The 16,470-nt window shown below is 70.3% G+C and carries 15 protein-coding genes and 2 pseudogenes; 11 read left to right on the plus strand and 6 right to left on the minus strand.

Annotated elements, in window-relative coordinates; genetic code table 11:
- The first annotated feature begins 393 nt into the window (after positions 1–393).
- Both J5V16_RS12390 and rsrA read left to right on the plus strand, forming a co-directional pair.
- Positions 394–1,176, plus strand: a complete 783-nt coding sequence (locus J5V16_RS12390) for a sigma-70 family RNA polymerase sigma factor (RefSeq protein WP_208496581.1) — start codon at positions 394–396, stop codon at positions 1,174–1,176.
- Complete coding sequence (gene rsrA, locus J5V16_RS12395) at positions 1,173–1,469, plus strand: mycothiol system anti-sigma-R factor (RefSeq protein ID WP_208496582.1); 297 nt, start codon at positions 1,173–1,175, stop codon at positions 1,467–1,469. The genes J5V16_RS12390 and rsrA overlap by 4 nt, the downstream gene beginning before the upstream one ends.
- A gap of 199 nt (positions 1,470–1,668) precedes the next feature.
- Here the strand turns inward: rsrA and J5V16_RS12400 are convergent, their stop codons facing one another.
- Both J5V16_RS12400 and J5V16_RS25710 read right to left on the minus strand, forming a co-directional pair.
- Positions 1,669–2,265: a TetR/AcrR family transcriptional regulator gene (locus tag J5V16_RS12400; protein ID WP_208496583.1), complete on the minus strand. Its 597-nt coding sequence runs from the start codon at positions 2,263–2,265 to the stop codon at positions 1,669–1,671.
- Between the two features lie 81 nt (positions 2,266–2,346).
- Complete coding sequence (locus J5V16_RS25710; RefSeq protein ID WP_373897052.1) at positions 2,347–2,421, minus strand: 50S ribosomal protein bL37; 75 nt, start codon at positions 2,419–2,421, stop codon at positions 2,347–2,349.
- Between the two features lie 295 nt (positions 2,422–2,716).
- On the opposite strand from J5V16_RS25710, the gene J5V16_RS12405 reads away from it, so the two are divergent.
- Together J5V16_RS12405 and J5V16_RS12410 are read left to right on the plus strand one after the other, a co-directional pair.
- On the plus strand, positions 2,717–3,748 hold the full coding sequence (locus J5V16_RS12405; protein ID WP_208496628.1) for an SIS domain-containing protein: 1,032 nt from the start codon (positions 2,717–2,719) through the stop codon (positions 3,746–3,748).
- 82 nt (positions 3,749–3,830) lie between these two features.
- Complete coding sequence (locus J5V16_RS12410) at positions 3,831–5,060, plus strand: hypothetical protein (protein ID WP_208496584.1); 1,230 nt, start codon at positions 3,831–3,833, stop codon at positions 5,058–5,060.
- A 362-nt stretch (positions 5,061–5,422) separates the two neighbouring features.
- On the opposite strand, the gene dprA is transcribed toward J5V16_RS12410, so the two are convergent.
- The 4 genes and pseudogenes from dprA to J5V16_RS12430 all read right to left on the minus strand — a co-directional run bounded on the left by dprA (position 5,423) and on the right by J5V16_RS12430 (position 9,161).
- Positions 5,423–6,586, minus strand: coding sequence for a DNA-processing protein DprA (gene dprA / locus J5V16_RS12415; RefSeq protein ID WP_208496585.1), 1,164 nt, complete (start codon positions 6,584–6,586; stop codon positions 5,423–5,425).
- 64 nt (positions 6,587–6,650) lie between these two features.
- Positions 6,651–8,192, minus strand: coding sequence for a YifB family Mg chelatase-like AAA ATPase (locus J5V16_RS12420; RefSeq protein ID WP_208496586.1), 1,542 nt, complete (start codon positions 8,190–8,192; stop codon positions 6,651–6,653).
- 67 nt (positions 8,193–8,259) lie between these two features.
- Positions 8,260–8,610 (minus strand): annotated as a pseudogene (locus J5V16_RS25715) (YraN family protein); the annotation flags it as partial.
- Positions 8,607–9,161, minus strand: coding sequence for a murein hydrolase activator EnvC family protein (locus J5V16_RS12430; RefSeq protein ID WP_208496587.1), 555 nt, complete (start codon positions 9,159–9,161; stop codon positions 8,607–8,609). The gene J5V16_RS12430 and the pseudogene J5V16_RS25715, both read right to left, overlap by 4 nt.
- A 444-nt stretch (positions 9,162–9,605) precedes the next feature.
- On the opposite strand from J5V16_RS12430, the gene rpsB reads away from it, so the two are divergent.
- The 7 genes and pseudogenes from rpsB to J5V16_RS25720 all read left to right on the plus strand — a co-directional run.
- Positions 9,606–10,424 carry a 30S ribosomal protein S2 gene (gene rpsB / locus J5V16_RS12435; RefSeq protein ID WP_208496588.1) on the plus strand — a complete coding sequence of 273 codons (819 nt, stop codon included), beginning with the start codon at positions 9,606–9,608 and terminating at the stop codon, positions 10,422–10,424.
- A gap of 11 nt (positions 10,425–10,435) precedes the next feature.
- Positions 10,436–11,248: a translation elongation factor Ts gene (gene tsf / locus J5V16_RS12440; RefSeq protein WP_208496589.1), complete on the plus strand. Its 813-nt coding sequence runs from the start codon at positions 10,436–10,438 to the stop codon at positions 11,246–11,248.
- A 228-nt stretch (positions 11,249–11,476) separates the two neighbouring features.
- Positions 11,477–12,202, plus strand: coding sequence for a UMP kinase (pyrH, locus tag J5V16_RS12445; RefSeq protein WP_208496590.1), 726 nt, complete (start codon positions 11,477–11,479; stop codon positions 12,200–12,202).
- Between the two features lie 119 nt (positions 12,203–12,321).
- A complete protein-coding gene (gene frr / locus J5V16_RS12450) occupies positions 12,322–12,879 on the plus strand; it encodes a ribosome recycling factor (protein WP_208496591.1) in 558 nt (185 codons plus the stop codon).
- Positions 12,879–13,805 (plus strand): phosphatidate cytidylyltransferase, encoded by a 927-nt coding sequence (locus tag J5V16_RS12455; protein WP_208496592.1) that lies wholly within the window; start codon positions 12,879–12,881, stop codon positions 13,803–13,805. Before frr ends, J5V16_RS12455 begins: the two co-directional genes overlap by 1 nt.
- Positions 13,806–13,904: 99 nt before the next feature.
- The gene (gene rlmN, locus J5V16_RS12460) at positions 13,905–15,053 is read left to right on the plus strand and encodes a 23S rRNA (adenine(2503)-C(2))-methyltransferase RlmN (protein ID WP_208496593.1); all 1,149 of its coding nucleotides are present in this window, start codon (positions 13,905–13,907) and stop codon (positions 15,051–15,053) included.
- Between the two features lie 21 nt (positions 15,054–15,074).
- Positions 15,075–15,347, plus strand: a pseudogene (locus J5V16_RS25720) (DivIVA domain-containing protein); the annotation flags it as partial.
- Positions 15,348–16,470 lie beyond the last annotated feature (1,123 nt).

Raw genomic sequence — 16,470 nt, forward strand, 5'->3', positions numbered from 1 at the left:
CCCCGGACCGGCGACGGTGTCATGGTTCGCCGGCCCGGGGCAGGCACTGGGAGTTCACGCACCGGTCGCCCGGTGCGATCAGGACCCTTCCGGGTCCACACACGATAACGACTCCGCCTTGCCGAAAGTTACCGTTTCGATCCATTAAGTAATAATTTCGGGGGATATTCCGAATTTAGTACACTTCGCCCGAAATTCCGGGCTAGGCGGTTACTCCGACCGGGTGGTGTGGCGGATACGACTACGGAGGTTTCGCGGACGGCGGAATGAAGCCGCGCCCGGTGCTGTTGTTCGGGACGAGTCTCCAGTCGAGGCACGCCGGCCACCCGCCGCGCGAACCGCGGCGAAGGGCTCACGGGCCACGAAGTCTGTCTAAGCAAGGAGCCCAAACGCATGACCACCACCCTCCGCGGACGCGAACACGAGCGCCTGACCGCCCTGTTGAGCGGCCCCGAATGGTCTCCTTCGCCCAACGGCGCCACCCGCGTCGGCGGCGTCACGACCGCCGGTATTTCCTCCGCCCCCGCCCGGACCCCTGCCGTAGGCTCGGAACTGGTCGGCTACGAGAGGGAGACGGTGACCGAGGCAGGCAGCGAGAACACCCAGGAGCGGCGCGAGCGGTTCGAGCGCGACGCGATGCCCCTGATCGACCAGCTGTACGGCGCCGCCCTGCGCATGACGCGCAACCCCGCCGACGCCGAAGACCTGGTCCAGGAGACGTTCCTCAAGGCCTACTCGAAGTTCCACCAGTTCCGCGAGGGCACCAACCTCAAGGCGTGGCTGTACCGGATCCTCACCAACACGTACATCAACTCGTACCGCAAGAAGAAGCGCCAGCCGCTGACCTCGCCCACCGACGAGATCACTGACTGGCAGCTCGCGGACGCCGAGTCGCACTCCGCCTCCGGGCTGCGCTCGGCCGAGACCGAGGCGCTGGACCACCTGCCGGACTCCGATGTCAAGGACGCCCTGCAGCAGCTCGGCGAGGACTTCCGCCTGACGGTCTACCTCGCCGACGTCGAAGGGTTCTCCTACAAGGAGATCGCCGACATCATGGGCACCCCGATCGGCACCGTCATGTCCCGGCTGCACCGGGGCCGGCGGCAGCTGCGCCAGCTGTTGAGCTCGTACGCCGCGGACCGCGGCCTTTCGCCCGCACGGGAGGTACAGCAGTGACCGCCGAACCGGAGAAGCCCAAACTCGACTGTCGAGAGGTCCTTGAAGAGGTCTACCTCTACCTCGACGACGAGTGCTCCGACCGCCGCCGCGGCGTGATCCGCGACCACCTCGAAGAGTGCACGCCCTGCCTCTCCGAGTACGGCATCGAGCAGGAGGTGCGCACCATCGTGCACCGCTGCTGCAGCCAGGAGAAGGCGCCCGACGAGGTGAAGGCGCGCCTGCGCCAGAAGCTCAGCGCCATCGAGCAGGTCAGCGAGATCTTCAGCGAAGTCGCTGAGCGCGAGCGCTGAGGCCGACCGCTCCCTTACACGCCAATCGGGCCCGACGGTGACCCCGGGCCCGACTGTGCTTTCCTAACGACTGCGCTTTCTAACGACCTTCAACGGCAGCGCTCGTAAGACCGCGCTTCCGTCGACGTGCCGCTCCATGCGCGGTGCGCGCTGCCTGCCGCGGAAATCCGGGAACCGTGTCCAGCAGCGCCGACCGCGTTCAGGAATCCGACTCCTCGGCGGCGTTGGCCCGGATCATGCCGATCGAGATCTGCACCGACGCTTCGCGCAGGTCGTCCTCGGAGTCGTCCACGCGCGGATAGGTGATCCAGTTGCTGTAGAGGGTCGTGATCGCGTCCCACGCCCGCAGGCGGTGGATGAGCGGCGCGTCCGACTCGACGAGCAGCGCGTGCAGGCGCCGCTGCCGCAGCCTGAAGACCGACATGCGGTCGAGGCGAGTGAGCGCGGCCTGGTTGTTCTGCATGAACCTGAGCACCGGTTGGTGCGCGCGGATGACCTCCGCGTAGCGGCGCAGGAGTTCGGTGCGGGTCTCCAGCCCCCGCGGCTGGGTGTCGCCCCAGTCGCAGATGCGGTCCAAGTCCTCCGCGTAGGAGTCGAAGAAGCTGGCCGCGATGTCTTCCTTCGTCTTGAAGTGGTAGTACAGGGCGGCCTTGGTGACGCCGAGCTGCTCGGCGATCTCCCGTAGAGAGGTGTGCTCGTAGCCGTGCTCGCTGAAGAGCGCGATCGCGGTCCGCTGGATCCGCTCTCGGGTGCTCGGCTGTTGCTGCTCGCGCGCTTCGCGCGGCGCTTCGGTCATGTGGGCAATTCTCGTTCTGCGCCGGGTGTCCAGTGCGATCTGCGGGGCAGTCGCGGCCTCGGCCGCCTGCCCCGCCACGCGCTAGCTGTTCGGGCGCTTCCCGTGGTTAGCGGACTTCTTCTTACGCGACTTGCGCTTGCGGGCTGCTTTCGCCACTGCTTCCTCCTAGTTCGGTCGGGAATTCAGGGGTCAACCTTACCGGCAACTGCGCGGCTGCACGGAGGGCAGTGGACACACTTCATTGACGGGCGACGCGAGTCGTAGCAGGGTTGAAGGAGCGGAAGCGGCGCGATGGGAAGGCCCGAGTGCGGTGGACGCGCGTGGTGCCGGTCGACTACGCTTCATTATAAAGGTTTGTTTAATATTTTAGCGGTACCCGTTTCACAAGGAGCGTCAAGTGAACCAGCCCCAGGTCGGCGCCACCGACAACGCCACCGAGCCCGGAAAGGGCATGGCCGCCGACATCGCCGAGCAGCCCGACGTCTACGCCGACGTGCTCGACCACGGCGCCGGCGAGATCGCCCGCATCGCCGCGGTCATCGCCGAGCGGCGCCCGCGCTCGGTGGTCTTCACCGCCCGGGGCACCTCCGACCACGCCGCCCTCTACGCGGCCTATCTCACGGAGATCCGCCTCGGCCTGCCCGCGAGCCTCGCCAGCCCCTCCGTCGTCACCGTCTACGACGCCCGCCCCGACTGGTCCGACTCCCTCGTCATCGCCGTCTCCCAGTCCGGCGGATCACCCGACCTCGCCCAGGTCGTCGCCGCCGCCCGCGCCTCCGGCGCCCTCACCCTCGCCGTCACCAACAACCCCGACTCCCGCCTCGCCGGCGAAGCCGAGCTCCACCTCGACGTACGCGCCGGTCACGAGCGCGCCGTCGCGGCCACCAAGACCTACACGGCCGAGCTACTCACCCTCCTGCTCCTCATCGAAGGCATCCGCACCGGCACCGGCCGCCTCGACGCCGCCGAGGCCACCGCCATCGGCAAACTCCCCGAACTCGCCCGCGGCGTCCTCGCCAACCCCGGCGCCGCCGAACTCGCCGGCCGCTACCGCTTCGCGTCCCGGTTCGTCACCACCGGCCGCGGCTACGCCTACCCGACCGCCCGCGAGACCGCGCTCAAGCTCATGGAGACCTCCTACCTCCCCTCGCTCGCGTTCTCCGGCGCCGACCTCCTCCACGGGCCGCTCGCCATGACCGACCCCGGCGTGCCCGTGCTCGCCGTCGTCGGCTCCGGCCCCGGCGGTCATGCAATGTGGAACGTCCTCACCCAACTCGGCAAACAGCGCGCGGACGTGGTCGTCGTCGGCGCCGCCGACGTCCCGGGACAAACCGCCCGACTCGCCACCCCGGCCGTCGACGAGCGCATCGCCGCACTGCTCGATATCCTTCCGCTGCAACAACTCGCGCTGCATCTGGCGATCGAGCGCGGCGAGAACCCCGACGCGCCGAGGGGCCTCAAAAAGGTCACCGAGACGGTGTGACCCCAGTTCGGCGGGCATGGTCGAAGCGGGTGTTCACCTTCGGTTCACCGAGATGTTCACCCGTTTCCCTACACTCAGAGTCATGCAGGCACCACCAGCCGCGCCGACCGGCACCACTGAAATCGTCTGGCACGAACGGCGATACCGGGCGCGAGCGATCGCGGGCGGCGCCGCATTCGAGATCTATTCGGACACTCGCGAAGACGGATTCCACCCCAGCGGCAACGCATTCCACCGGTATGTGCACGCTTCCGAGGTGGCCAGCTCCGGCGGCGAACTCCTCCTCGCCGGTGTCGCGCCGCTCGCGATCCCGGTGATGCCGGGCGTCGACGCCGCCACCGTCCACCGCTACAGCCAGAACCCGCGCATCGGCCCCGCCGAACGCGCGCTCGTCTCGGCGGTGCGCGCCACCGCATTCGTCACCGCCGGCACCCGCATGGTGAAGCCGCTCAGCCGCCACCAGGTGGCCCGGCAGCTCACCTCCGCGCCGGTCGTCTCCGGCGTGTGCTTCCGCGAATTCGACGTCGCCCACCTGCGCACCCCCCACGACCGAGTAGTGCTCTCCGGCGACCCCGACGACGCCCGCGACATCGCGTTCTCCCTGCGCTGGAAGGCGATCAGCCCCGGCGACTACCAGAGCACCGAAGCCGCCAACTTCCCGGGACTCGTCAGCGTGCCCGGGCGCGAGCGGCGCGGCTCGATGATCCTCGGCACCGGATTCCTCCCCAGCGGCACGCACCTCATCCCCGAGTTCGCGACCGCCGGCTTCGCGGACCTGCCGCTGACGGCAAGGGCCGAGATTCTGGCGTACACGCTCGACGGCGCGGAGATCTCGCTGTTCCAGTACCAGCCGCAGACGAACGTGTGGGACCGCATGGCCGGAGCCCGCCACCGCGACCTCGTCAACCGCATCCCCGGCCTCGAGACCGGACGCGCGCTCTTCCGCACCGATCCCTCCGTCCATGCTGGACTCATCGGTGAACACGAGGGCGAACGCGTCCCCGTCACCGCCGACCCCGGCCACGGCTTCAGCGTCTACGCGCGCGGCGCCACGAGCCGCAGTCCGGTGACCCGCCCGCAGCGGTTCCACACGCGGGCGCGCTGGCGCGACATCGACGTGCTCGCGCTCGGCCGCAACGAGGACTGGGTGCGGGTGCGGCTCAGCCAGCCCGATCTCGAGGCGATCATGACCACCGACGCGACCTGCGTCGAGCGCGGCGTCTACGAATGCTGGGCCCCGCTCGCCGAACTCGAGAACCCGCGCATGGCCGTGACCGACTACCCCAACCCCGACCAACCCGGCCTCGCCTGACCGGCTCCTTGTGGTTTGCCATGGGCGGGCTCGACCGGGTTCGCTGCGGCGGCCTGCCGTGTGACGCCTCCAGGGGCGCCCAACCGCTCGCTGCCGCGGGCCGTGGGCGTACGCCGGCCGGCCCTGCTCGACCGAAGCCGCCGCTACGCCCTCCGGGGGCCCCTCCCCCCCGCCCCCACCCCACCCCACCCCTCGATATCGGATGCGGTGCGCACCGCATTTACTGATGTGTCGTGTGGTGGCGCTGCGTAGGCGGCGCTCGGGGGTTGTTCAGGCGGGTCCTCCTTTCTGTGAGGGCGGTGTCGTTCGATCCAGGTCGGCGGGATTGTCGGGGTAGGGCGGGGCTCGGGCTCGGTTCGTGGTCAGGAGTGGTCTCCTCTCGATAGGCGCCAGCGGTTGTCGATGCGGTCGACCCAGCCGGTGCGGAGGAGCCGATCAAGGGTTTCGGCTGCGATCTCCGTGGGGACGCCGGCGGCGGCCGCGAGGCGGGTCGTTTCGACGACGTAACCCCGCGGCAGGGACTCGACCAGGCGGGCTTCGATTTCCGTCAGGCGGTCGAAGGGGCGCCGTTGCGGGGGCGGAGGAGCTGCGAGTGGGCCGCCGATGCCGGTGAGGTCCTCGATCACCTCTTCGGCCCGGGTCACCAGGCGGGCTTCCCATGGCTCCCTTGCCAGCTGGTGGACACCGACCGACATCGACGAGGTCACCGGTCCCGGTGTGAACATCAGGACGCGGCCGAGTTCGGCCGCGTACCGGCCCGTGTTGCGCGCCCCTGAGCGGTGGGCCGCCTCGATGACTACCGTGCCCGCGGTCAGCGCCGCGATCACCCGGTTCCGGGTCAGGAAGCGGTGCTTCATGACCGTGGTCCCCGGCGGCCACTCGCTGATGATGAGGCCCTTCTCGGCGATCAGGTTGAACATCGAGTGGTTGCCCTTCGGATACGGCAGCTCCACCCCGCAGGCCAGCACCGACACCGTCGAACCGCCCCGAGCCAAGGCTCCGAGATGCGCGGCCCTGTCGATGCCGAAGGCGCCCCCTGAGACGATCGTCCAGCCCGCGTCGGTCAGGTCCGCTGCCAGATCGTCGGCGAGGTGCTGTCCGTATTCGGTTGCGGCCCTTGAACCGACGATCGCCACCGAGCGGCGGCACAGACGCGCCAGATCTTGCTCGCCCCGGACCCAGAGGCAGCGCGGCGGCCGCACATGCGGTTCGTTGGCGTCGCACACGAGCATCAGATCGCGGAGCTGGTCGGGCCAGTCGGGATCGCCGGGCATCAGGACTCTGGCGCCGCATGCGCTTGTCGCGGAGGCGATGTCGGCGGCTCGAGCGGCCGGATCATGGGTGCACGAGACCATCGCGCTCGTGATGCGCCGCAACCGGTCGGGAACGTCGCCCTCCCAGAGGCGCTTGACCACTTCGATCGGGTCGACCTCGTCCAGCAGATCGTCGAGCTCCGCGTCTCCGGGCTCGATCATCGATGACAGGAGCATGAGGGCGAGGCGGGGATCGTCGGGCAGGTTCGTCACGGTGCCTCCTCAATGTGGGTCGGTGGGTCGGTGGGTCGGTGAGTCGGGTTGTGGGTTCGGGTGCTCAGCTCAGCGTGTAGCCGATTCGCAGTTCGCTGGCGATCGTGATGTCCTCGGCCGTAGGGCGTTCGTGTTCCATCAGGTCCGCGATCGTCCACGCGAGCTTCAGGATGCGGTCGTAGCCGCGCGCCGTGATCCGCTCCTTTGTGAGCAGGTCGTCGACGCATTTCCTCACCGGCACCGGGAGCCGCCAGCGGTCCGACCGCAGCGCCGGGCCCGGCACCTCGCTGTTGCACTGCCACGCCTCGCCCGCTTCGGACCATCGCGCCGCAGCCGCCTCCCGAGCCCTCGCCACCCGCTTCGCGACCTGCTCCGAAGGCTCCGCCTCCGACTGCTCGGCCAGGATCGCCGAGGGCGGCACCGCGGGAAGGTCGACTCGCAGGTCGATCCGGTCCATCAGCGGCCGCGAGATCCTGGGCAGGTAGCCCCGCTTCACCTGTGGAGTGCAGGTGCAGTCGTACGGCTTGTTCGGCGCGCACGGACACGGATTCGCGGCGAGGACCAGGATGACCTTGGCCGGGTAGCAGATCGAGGTGTTCGCCCTTCGGATGCGCACCTCGCCGCACTCGAGCGGCTGCCGGAGTGAGTCCAGGACCGACCGTTTCCATTCAGGGGCTTCGTCGATGAAGAGCACGCCTCGGTGGGCGAGCGCGAGTGATCCCGGGCCGACTAGGCCGCTGCCGCCGCCTACCAAGGCCTGCATGGTGATCGAATGGTGGGGAGCCTCGAACGGCGCGTGGCGCATGAGCGTCGCCGCACCGCCCGAGATGCGGCCCCGCAGCGAATGCAGTGAGGTGACCTCGACCGCCTCGGCGTCGGACAGCGGCGGGAGGATCGACGGCAGCCGCTCGGCGAGCATCGTCTTGCCCGCGCCTGGCGGACCTACCATCAGCATGTGGTGTCCACCCGCCGCCGCGATCTCCAGGGCGCGGCGGGCCTTCGACTGGCCGCTCACATCGGCGAGATCGGGCAGCGGTGGCGGCGCGTCAGGCGGTGTTCGCATCACGGGGTCGAGGGCCGTCTGCCCGAACAGCCATGCCACGAGGGTCGCGAGATCGGGTGGGGCGTAGACCGCCAGCCCGTCGACCAAGGACGCTTCGGCGGCGTTCGCCGGAGCGACGATCGCGGTGCGCAGTCCCGACTCGCGGGCCTCGAGCAGCGCCGGGAGTGTGCCGGGCACCGCTCGCAGGCTGCCGTCGAGGCCGAGTTCCGCCAGGAGGACCGTGTCGTTGAGCTTCTCCGTCGGCAGGGTGTCGTCCGCGCACATGATCGTGAGCGCCAGGGCCAGGTCCGCCGCTGAACCGGTGGTCGGGATCGATGCCGGGCCGAAGTTGACCGACACCGATTTGTCGGGGAAGCGCAGGGCCGAGTTCGCCATCGCCGAGCGGACCCGCGTCTGCGCCTGGTTGACGACGCTGTCGGGCAGGCCCGACATGCGGACCGTGTCCGCGCCCTTCGCGGATGACTTGAAGACCGAGGCCTCGACGGTGACCGCGACGGCGGTCGCGCCGATCATGCAGACGGTGTTGGTGCGCGCGTAACCCATGGCGGTTCCCTTGGCGGTGTTCGAGAGCGAGGCGCCGGCGGCCGGTCACTGTGAGGGCGATGCGGTCGATCCGCCAGGGCTGGTCGGTTCGGCAGTGGCGTTTGAGCCAGGCGCGGGCGAGGAGTTCGATGCGGTGGAGCTTCTCGCCGTCGACCGCGCCGAGCGGGCCGCCGAACCGGTCGGAGCGGCGGGTCTTGACCTCGCAGAAGACGACGGTGTCGGCCGAGCGTGCTATGAGGTCGAGTTCGCCGAGGCGGTGCCGCCAGTTGCGGGCGAGGATCTGCATCCGGTCGCGTTGGAGGTGGGCGGCCGCGAGCTGCTCGCCGAGCCGGCCGAGCTGGTGCGGGGCGAGCCTTCGCAGGTTCACGGCGGGCTCGGGTGGTGTCGGGTGCGGAGCGGTGGCGGTCTGCTGCGTCATCGGCCGGTCTCCGGTCGGCCGGGGCGGGGGAGCAGGCGGACTTTGCCCTTGCCGAAGAGCAGCATCGGGTCGAGGTAGAGCGGGCCGCGTTTGAGCCCGAGGTGGAGGCAGACCTGGCCGGGGCAGGAGTCGTGGCCGGACTGGAGGTGCCCGATCGTCTGGCCCGTGGTGACGGTGTCGCCGGCGGCGACCAGGGGTTCGACCGGTTCGTAGGTGGTGCGGAGGCCGTTGGCGTGGACGATGCTGACGACGCCCCGGCCGGCGAGGTCGTCGGCGAAGACGACGGTGCCCGCGCCCGCGGCGGTGACGGGGAGGTCGGTGCTCGCGGCGAGGTCGACGCCGCGGTGGCCGGGCAGCCAGGGCTCGGGCGGCGGGTCGAAGCGGGTGAGGGGGTCGAGGCCGCCGACCGGTGAGCGCCAGGGGCCGGTGGCGGGGCCGTGCGGGGCGGTGGGCTGCTCGGCCTTGGCGGGGGTGGGGGTGACGATGGCCGCTGCGGCCAGGAGTGATGCGGTTATGAGGCTGATGATCATCGCGTTGTGTAGTTGTCGCATGACTCAATGCTGGCGCGGGTGCCGGGTATCGGCAACAGAAAGTTTTTTGCCTGTGGATAACTTTGTTCGCGGGGTTGTCGGCGGCTCGTCCGGTTCGGTATGCCCCGAGGTCGGTGGGCGGTTCGGCGGGGTGGTCGGCCGACCGGCGTCCATTGCGTCTGTCACTGCGGTCCACCGCGTTCGTAGTGCCCACGGGGGTCTGAGTACACTGATCAGAGCGGTAAGGCGCACTGTGCGTCGAGCCGACTTCGCGCGCTCGCCGCGGCCCGACCTCCATCGCACGCCCTTCAGGGGCGCACTGCGGCGGAATGCGGTCCGGCCCTAGCGATCTCCCAGGTCCGGGACTTTCCCGGTTGCAGATCGCCGGAGGCGAGCGCCAGGCGCGGGACGCCCGGACTTCGGGCGGCCTCCGCGAATGAACCAGGGAACGAAAGGAATACAACCGTGTCGGTTGTCACTATGCGTCAGCTCCTTGAGAGCGGCGTGCACTTCGGTCACCAGACCCGTCGCTGGAACCCGAAGATGAAGCGGTTCATCCTCACCGACCGCAACGGCATCTACGTCATCGACCTGCGCCAGACGGTCGACTACGCGGCCAAGGCCCACGACTTCGTCAAGAACGTCGTCGCGGAGGGCGGCGAGGTCCTGTTCGTGGGCACCAAGAAGCAGGCCCAGGAAGCCGTGGCCGAGCAGGCCCAGCGCGTCGGGATGCCCTTCGTGAACCACCGCTGGCTCGGCGGCATGCTCACCAACTTCCAGACCATCCAGAAGCGCCTCATGCGCCTCAAGGAACTCGAGATCATCGAGGCCAACGGTGCGGCCAACCGCACCAAGAAGGAAATGCTCCAGCTCATGCGCGAGAAGGACAAGCTCGAGCGCACGCTCGGCGGCCTCCGCGACATGGAGAAGACCCCGGCCGCGATCTGGATCGTGGACACCAAGAAGGAGCACATCGCCGTCGACGAGGCCCGCAAGCTCGGCATCCCCGTCGTCGCGATCCTCGACACCAACTGCGACCCGGACGAGGTCGACTTCCCGATCCCGGGCAACGACGACGCCATCCGCTCCGTCGCCCTCCTGACCAAGATCATCGCCGACGGCGCCGCCGAAGGCCTGCTGGCCCGCTCCGGCGGCCAGGTCGAGAAGGGCGAGGGCGAGCCGCTCGCCGACTGGGAGAAGGACCTCCTCTCCGCAGAGAACACCGAAGACTCCGTGAAGGTCGTCGAGCCGTCCGGCGAGAAGACCGTCGAAGACGAGAAGTAAGAAGGGGAGCAATGGCCAACTTCACGATGGCTGACGTCAAGAAGCTCCGGGAAGCCACCGGCTCCGGGATGATGGACGTCAAGAAGGCCCTCGAAGCGGCTGACGGCGACTACGACGCGGCCCTCGAGGCCCTGCGCATCAAGGGCGCCAAGGACGTCGGCAAGCGCGCCGAGCGCACCACCGCCCAGGGCCTGGTCGCGCAGTCCGGCAGCACGCTGCTCGAGCTGCTGTGCGAGACCGACTTCGTCGCCAAGAACGGCGCGTTCATCGAGCTCGCCCAGACGCTGGTCGAGCTGGCCGACGAGGTCCGCCCCGCGGACTCCGAGGCGTTCGCCAAGGCCGAGCTCAACGGCAAGGCCGTCGCCGAGGTCATCGCCGAGGAGTCGGTGAAGCTGGGCGAGAAGCTCGCCCTCGGCCGCGTCGGCTCGCTCCAGGGCGACGTCGCGGTCTACATGCACCGCAAGGCCGCCGACCTCCCGCCGGCCGTCGGCATCATCGTCGAGTACACCGGCGACGCCGAGGCCGCCCGCCAGGTCGGCATGCAGGCCGCCGCGATGCGTCCGAAGTACCTCACCCGCGACGAGGTCCCCGCGGACATCATCGAGGGCGAGAAGCGCGTCGCGCTCGAGACCGCCAAGGAAGAGGGCAAGCCCGAGCGCGCCTGGGACAAGATCGTGGAAGGCAAGGTCAACGCCTACTACCGCGACTTCGCCCTGCTCGAGCAGAACTCGGTCCTCGACAACAAGAAGACCGTCTCCCAGGTGCTCGCCGAGGCGGGCACCGAGGTCACCGGCTTCATCCGCTTCGAAGTCGGCCAGGAGTAGCGAGCGGTCCGCACGCGCGGACTACACTGGCTCCAGCCGTAAGCCTCCTCAGCGAAGCTTGCGACTGTGAATTCGCATGGAAGGGGCGGCGGCGCAGGCCGCCGCCCCGTTCCATGCCCGGGAACAGGAGCGCCCCGAACGCAGCACCGGAGTGGGCCGGGACGGGCGCGGGCAGTACGGTCAACGGCAGCGCAGCCACCGAGGGACACGTCAGAGCAGGGGAGTGCCATGAGTCAAGACCAGTACCGCCGGGTCGTGCTGAAACTGTCGGGTGAGGCCTTCGGCGGCGGCGCCGTCGGCGTCGACCCCGATGTCGTGCAGGCGGTCGCGCGCCAGATCGCGGCCGGCGTCGCCGCGGGCGTCCAGGTCGCCATCGTCGTCGGCGGCGGCAACTTCTTCCGCGGGGCCGAACTCCAGCGCCGCGGCATGGACCGCGCCCGCGCCGACTACATGGGCATGCTCGGCACCGTCATGAACTGCCTCGCCCTCCAGGACTTCCTGGAGAAGGAGGGCGTCGACACGCGCGTCCAGACCGCCATCGCCATGGCCCAGGTCGCCGAGGCCTACCTGCCCCTGCGGGCCATCCGCCACCTCGAGAAGGGCCGCGTCGTCATCTTCGGCGCCGGCGCGGGCATGCCCTACTTCTCCACCGACACCGTGGCCGCGCAGCGCGCCCTCGAGATCGGCGCGCAGGTCGTGCTCGTCTCCAAGAACGGCGTCGACGCGGTCTACACCGCCGACCCGCGCACCGACCCCAACGCGCAGCGCCTCGACGACATCACCTTCGACGAGGCCCTGAAGCGCGAGCTCATGGTCGTCGACCAGGCCGCCTTCAGCCTCTGCAAGGACAACAGCCTGCCGATGCTCGTCTTCGGCGCCGACGACGACGGCAACCTCCGCCGCGCCATCGTCGGCGAGCAGCTCGGCACCCTCATCCACGCCGCCGACGACTGAACTCGCGGACGCCGCCCACGAAACCGGCCGCGTCCATCGACATCCACGCCACCGAGCCACGCCGCCGGGACGGTACGGTCAGAAGTGCTGTCAGGCCGCGAGAGATTGTGAGAAAAGCCGTGATTGACGACGCCCTCCTCGAAGCCGAGGAGAAGATGGAGCGGGCCATCGAGCACGCCAAGGAGGAATTCGCCGCCATCCGCACCGGCCGCGCCTCCTCCGCCATGTTCAACCGGATCACCGTCGACTACTACGGTGCGCCCACCCCCATCCCGCAGGTCGCCTCCATCGCGATCCCCGAGCCGCGCATGGTCATCGTCAAGCCCTTCGACGCCTCCCAGATGAAGGACATCGAGGACGCGATCCGCAACTCGAACCTCGGCGTCAACCCCTCCAACGAGGGCACCCAGCTGCGCCTCAACCTGCCTCCCATGACCGAGGAGCGCCGCCGCGAGATGATCAAGGTGGTCAAGACCAAGGGCGAGGACGCCAAGATCGCCATCCGCAACGTCCGCCGCAAGGCCAAGGACGAGATCGGCAAGGCCGTCAAGGACGGGGAGGTCTCCGAGGACGAGGGGCACTCCGCGGAGAAGGAGCTCGACGACCTCACGGGCCGCTTCGTGAAGAACGTGGACGAGCTCATGGGCTCCAAAGAGTCTGAGCTGCTCGAGATCTGATGAGCGCCCTTCCCGACGGTTCGCCCGGCCGTCGCCCGCACCCGTCGCCGGACGGGCGAGGGTCCGGCGCCGCCGAGACCGACCACGACGACCGCAAGGCCAAGGCCGGCCGCAACCTGCCCGTCGCCATCGGCGCCGGGCTCGGCATGGCCGCGGTCGTCCTGGCCTCCCTGCTGATCTGGCCCGCCGCGTTCCTCGGCGTCGCCGTCATCGCCGTCGGCGTCGCCTGCTGGGAGACCGGCACCGCGATGCGCAAGGGCGGCAGGAACGTCCCGGTGATCCCGCTGGCCGCCGCCGGCGCGCTCATCGTGGTCCTGGCCTGGTTCGGCGGCGCCACCGGCCTGCTGCTCGGGACCGCCGTCGGCGTCGCCGCCCTGTTCGTGTGGCGGCTCTCCGAAGGCGCCACCGGCTACCGCACCGACACCGCAGCGGCCGCGCTCCTGCTCGTCCAGGTCCCGTTCCTGGCCGGGTTCATCATGCTGCTGGCGACCGCCGAGAACGACTCGGCGCGCTGGATCGACGGCGCCGCCGCGCAGGTCATCATCGCCCTGTTCACGGTCGTCTGCTCCGACACCGGCGGCTACACCGCCGGGGTCCTCATCGGCCGCCACCAGATGACGCCGCGCATCAGCCCCAAGAAGTCCTGGGAAGGCCTCGGCGGGTCCGTCGTGGCCGCCGCCATAGGCGGTTCGGTCACGCTGTGGCTCTTCTTCGACGTGCCCTTCCTCATGGGCGTGGCGTTCGGCGTGTGCGTCGCCCTGGCCGCTACGTTGGGGGACTTGTCGGTCTCGCTGCTGAAGCGGGACCTCGGCATCAAGGACATGAGCAATCTCATTCCCGGCCACGGCGGGGTCATGGACCGGCTCGACTCGATCCTCATGGTCGCTCCCGTGGCCTACGTGTGGTTCCGTTACCTGCTCGGGTGATGTGTCCTGATTGGTGTATCCGTTGGAGGTGGGCCCGGGTGAATTCCATGATCCGGGGTTGGCGGGTTCCGGTCCTGTCATGCGAGACTAGGTCGTGACATGTCTGTAGCACTCACGTTGACCGAACCGCGCCCCCGCAAGGCCGCGCCGCGACACCTCGCCGACCTCGACCTGGCCGGGTGCCAGTCCGTTCTCTCCGAGATCGGGCAGCCCGCCTTCCGCGCCAAGCAACTGCGCCAGCAGTACTTCGGCCGCCACGTCGGCGACGCGTCCCTCATGACCGACCTTCCCGCCGCCGCGCGCGAGGCCATCGGCGAGGCGCTGCTCCCGCGGCTCCTCGACCCGGTGCGCGTCGACTCGTGCGACGACGGCAAGACCATCAAGGCCGTGTGGCGCCTCTACGACGGCGCGCTCGTCGAGAGCGTCATCATGGCCTACCCCGACCGGGTGACCGCGTGCGTGTCCTCGCAGGCCGGGTGCGGCATGGCCTGCCCGTTCTGCGCCACCGGCCAGGCCGGGCTGACCCGCAACCTCACCACCGCCGAGATCGTCGACCAGGTGGTCGCGGCCGCGCGGATCGCCGAGGAGCGCGGGCTGGGGCGGCTGTCGAACCTCGTGTTCATGGGCATGGGCGAGCCGCTCGCGAACTGGGCCCGCCTCAAGAGCGCCCTGCACCTCATCACCGGCCCCGTGCCGGACGGCATCGGCATGTCGGCGCGGAACATCACCGTCTCCACGGTAGGCCTGGTGCCCACCATCAAGAAGCTCGCGGAAGAGGGCCTGCCGGTGACGCTGGCGGTCTCGCTCCACGCCCCCGACGACGAGCTCCGCGACGAGCTCGTCCCCATCAACACCCGCTGGAAGGTCGCCGAAGTGCTCGACGCGGCCTGGGAGTACGCTCGGGTGACGAAACGTCGTGTTTCGATCGAGTACGCGATGATCAGGGACGTCAACGACCAGCCGTGGCGGGCGGACCTCCTCGGGAAGCTGCTCGCGGGCAAGCTCGTGCACGTCAACCTGATTCCATTGAACCCGACTCCGGGGAGCCGCTGGGACGCCAGTCCCAAGCCGGTCGAAGCGGAGTTCGTACGGCGGCTGCGGGCCGCGGGTGTGTCCACGACGGTGCGCGATACGCGCGGCCAAGAGATCGACGGCGCCTGCGGGCAGCTGGCCGCTTCGGTCCGGGAGGCCGGCACGCCCGGCCGCGCCGGCGCGAAGCCGCTCGGCGCCACCGGCGCCGAGGATTAGGCGGAGAAGGGTGGCTTGGTAGTGGCGAGTCATGGTGACCGGTTCCGGCGCCGGGCGTTGAGCCGGGGCTACAAGGTCGACGAGGTCGACGCGTTCCTGGACCGCGTCGAGGCGACCCTCGCCGGGGAGCCGGTGGGCAGCCCCGTGTCGGCCGACGAGGTCGACGACGTCGTCTTCAGAGTCCGCTTCGGCGGCTACGACGAGTGGCAGGTGGACGTCTACCTCGACCGGGTCGCGCGCCAGCTCGCCGAGCTCGAGGAGCGCGGCGTCCTCGGCACCGCCCCCGCCCCCGACTACGGGAAGGCCGAGGTCGGCGCCGCCCCCGCCCCGCCGATGCAGGCGGCCCCCGGCTCCAGACGCGCCCCCGAACCCCAGGCGACCCAGGTCATCCCCGCTGCGACGCAAGCGATCCCCGCGCACGAGATGATGGCCGCCCGCGAGATGGCCCCCCCGCCCCCCGCCCCCGAACCGGTCGGCCGCGGCCGCGGCGGTCGCGCCGCCGCCCCCGCCCCCCAGGACAACGAGGGCTTCGGCGATCTGCGCGGCGGTGACGACGAGGGTTTCGGCTTCCTCGCCGGCCCTCCCGACGACGACTACGACGACCCGTTCGCGCAGCGCGGCGGAGCGAACCACGGGCTCAGCGCCGAGCGCGGCGGCGGCCAGGACTTCGGCCGCGGCGGGCAGGACTTCGGTCCCGGTCCGAACGACTTCAGCCCGGGCCAGGGTGACTTCGGCCGCGGCGGCCCCGACTTCGGCGCCCCCGCGAACGATTTCGGCCCCCCGCAGAACGACTTCGGACCGCCGCAAGGCGACTTCGCCGGGCAGCGCGGTGCCAACGGCAGCAACGGCTTCGGCCCGCGCGGCGGCGCCCCCGAGCCCGGCTTCGGCAACGAGTACGGCGCGCCCCGCGCCCCTGAGCCGGCGCGCGGCGACTTCGCCCCGCCGACGCAGGCCGTGCCCCGCGCCGGGATGCCGATGCACGACGGCCCGCAGGCCGGGCCGATCCCGCACGGCGCCACCGAGCAGCTGCCGCTCCAGTCCGACCCCCGCCGCGGCGGCGGCTTCGGACAGCCGAGCGCGCCGAACGACGTTCCCGCCCCGTTCGGGCAGAACGACGCCCCCGCGGGCTTCGGCCCGGGCGGCGACGGCCCCGGCGGCTTCGGTCCGAACGACGGCCCCGGCTACGGCCAGGGCGAGGGCGTGTACGGCCAGGGACGCCGTTCCGCCCCCGAGCCCGCCCCCGGGTTCGGCGCGGCCTACGACGACGAGTTCAGCGACACCGGGAGCCGCCGCGGCATGCCGCAGCAGCCCCCGATGCAGCAGCCGCCCATGCAGGGCGGCCACCAGGGCCCGCCGTCCGGCGCGATCCCGCGCGCCGACCGCTACGCCCCGCCCGAACCCGAGCCGATGCCGCCCG

The organism is Glycomyces niveus, assembly GCF_017592475.1.
GTDB classification, from domain to species: domain Bacteria; phylum Actinomycetota; class Actinomycetes; order Mycobacteriales; family Micromonosporaceae; genus Glycomyces; species Glycomyces niveus.

Bases quoted from the DNA above. Each gene is read 5' to 3' on its own strand.
- J5V16_RS12390 (WP_208496581.1), top strand. From the start codon at position 394: ATGACCACCACCCTCCGCGGACGCGAACACGAGCGCCTGACCGCCCTG.
- J5V16_RS12400 (WP_208496583.1), bottom strand. From the start codon at position 2,265: ATGACCGAAGCGCCGCGCGAAGCGCGCGAGCAGCAACAGCCGAGCACC.
- J5V16_RS12405 (WP_208496628.1), top strand. From the start codon at position 2,717: ATGGCCGCCGACATCGCCGAGCAGCCCGACGTCTACGCCGACGTGCTC.
- J5V16_RS12410 (WP_208496584.1), top strand. From the start codon at position 3,831: ATGCAGGCACCACCAGCCGCGCCGACCGGCACCACTGAAATCGTCTGG.
- J5V16_RS12420 (WP_208496586.1), bottom strand. From the start codon at position 8,192: ATGGGTTACGCGCGCACCAACACCGTCTGCATGATCGGCGCGACCGCC.
- J5V16_RS12430 (WP_208496587.1), bottom strand. From the start codon at position 9,161: ATGCGACAACTACACAACGCGATGATCATCAGCCTCATAACCGCATCA.
- tsf (WP_208496589.1), top strand. From the start codon at position 10,436: ATGGCCAACTTCACGATGGCTGACGTCAAGAAGCTCCGGGAAGCCACC.
- pyrH (WP_208496590.1), top strand. From the start codon at position 11,477: ATGAGTCAAGACCAGTACCGCCGGGTCGTGCTGAAACTGTCGGGTGAG.
- J5V16_RS12455 (WP_208496592.1), top strand. From the start codon at position 12,879: ATGAGCGCCCTTCCCGACGGTTCGCCCGGCCGTCGCCCGCACCCGTCG.
- rlmN (WP_208496593.1), top strand. From the start codon at position 13,905: ATGTCTGTAGCACTCACGTTGACCGAACCGCGCCCCCGCAAGGCCGCG.